We start from the raw sequence: 909 nt of genomic DNA, 5'->3' as shown, positions 1-909 counted from the left end.
ACGAGACATAAGTCCTCCGATGAATTTGATTAAATGAATATACAAAACCAATATGACACAGTTGTGTCTACTCCTATCCTGTTGGCAACAAAAAAGTCTTTAAAACTGTCGACAAGCAGAACAGAGGTATTTGATGAAGGTGATTGATTTTAAATGGATTACACGATGGGGCAGAGCAGGAGATGGCGTGGTCGTGTTGCACCACGTCATAAATTATAGCGCAGTTACGTTTGCAGCTTGTGGGCCTTTTTTGCCTTGTTCAACTTCAAATGTTACGCGTTGGCCTTCTGCCAAAGTTTTAAAACCTGTTGAAACGATAGAGTTGAAGTGAACAAACACATCGTTACCACCGTTGTCTTGAGAAATAAAACCGAAACCTTTCGTTTCGTTAAACCATTTTACAGAACCAGTTACTTTATTAGACATAGATACCTCTAAGTATTAAATTTTCGATTAATTAATTGCTGATAACAAAGCTATTATGGGTATAAAGGAAAAGCTGTCGCAGAGGCTAAACGAAGGGTATCGAAAGATAACTGGAGATTAAACTTAATAAATCTATCATGAATAGCTCATTTGGTAAGAGCTGATGATTACTATACACACTTTTTATTTATTAGATAGCTTTATTTTGTTTTTAAGCAAATTATTTTTTAGCATGGTTAAAAATAAAGAGAGGTGCTTTTAAACCTCTCTCTTTTGTGACATGTCTTTGCTGGTTGGTTTTAGCCTTGCTTACGAATCAAGTAATCAAACGCTCCCAAGCTCGCTTTTGCCCCTTCGCCCATTGCGATGATGATTTGCTTGTAAGGCACGGTTGTCGCATCACCAGCCGCAAACACCCCTTCCAAGCTGGTTTCACCACGGCTACCGATTTCGATTTCGCCGCGAGCAGAAATGCTCAACGTC

At 38.8% G+C, this 909-nt stretch carries 1 protein-coding gene and 1 pseudogene; both read right to left on the bottom strand.

Annotated elements, in window-relative coordinates:
- Positions 1 to 213 precede the first annotated feature (213 nt).
- Positions 214 to 426, bottom strand: a complete 213-nt coding sequence (locus tag CIK04_RS24890) for a cold-shock protein (RefSeq protein WP_011081453.1) — start codon at positions 424 to 426, stop codon at positions 214 to 216.
- Between the two features lie 299 nt (positions 427 to 725).
- Positions 726 to 909: pseudogene (locus CIK04_RS24885) on the bottom strand (alkyl hydroperoxide reductase subunit F); the annotation flags it as partial.

The organism is Vibrio sp. 03_296, assembly GCF_002265885.1.
This window is presented reverse-complemented; position numbering and strand designations above follow the sequence as displayed.

Bases quoted from the DNA above. Each gene is read 5' to 3' on its own strand.
- CIK04_RS24890 (WP_011081453.1), bottom strand. From the start codon at position 426: ATGTCTAATAAAGTAACTGGTTCTGTAAAATGGTTTAACGAAACGAAA.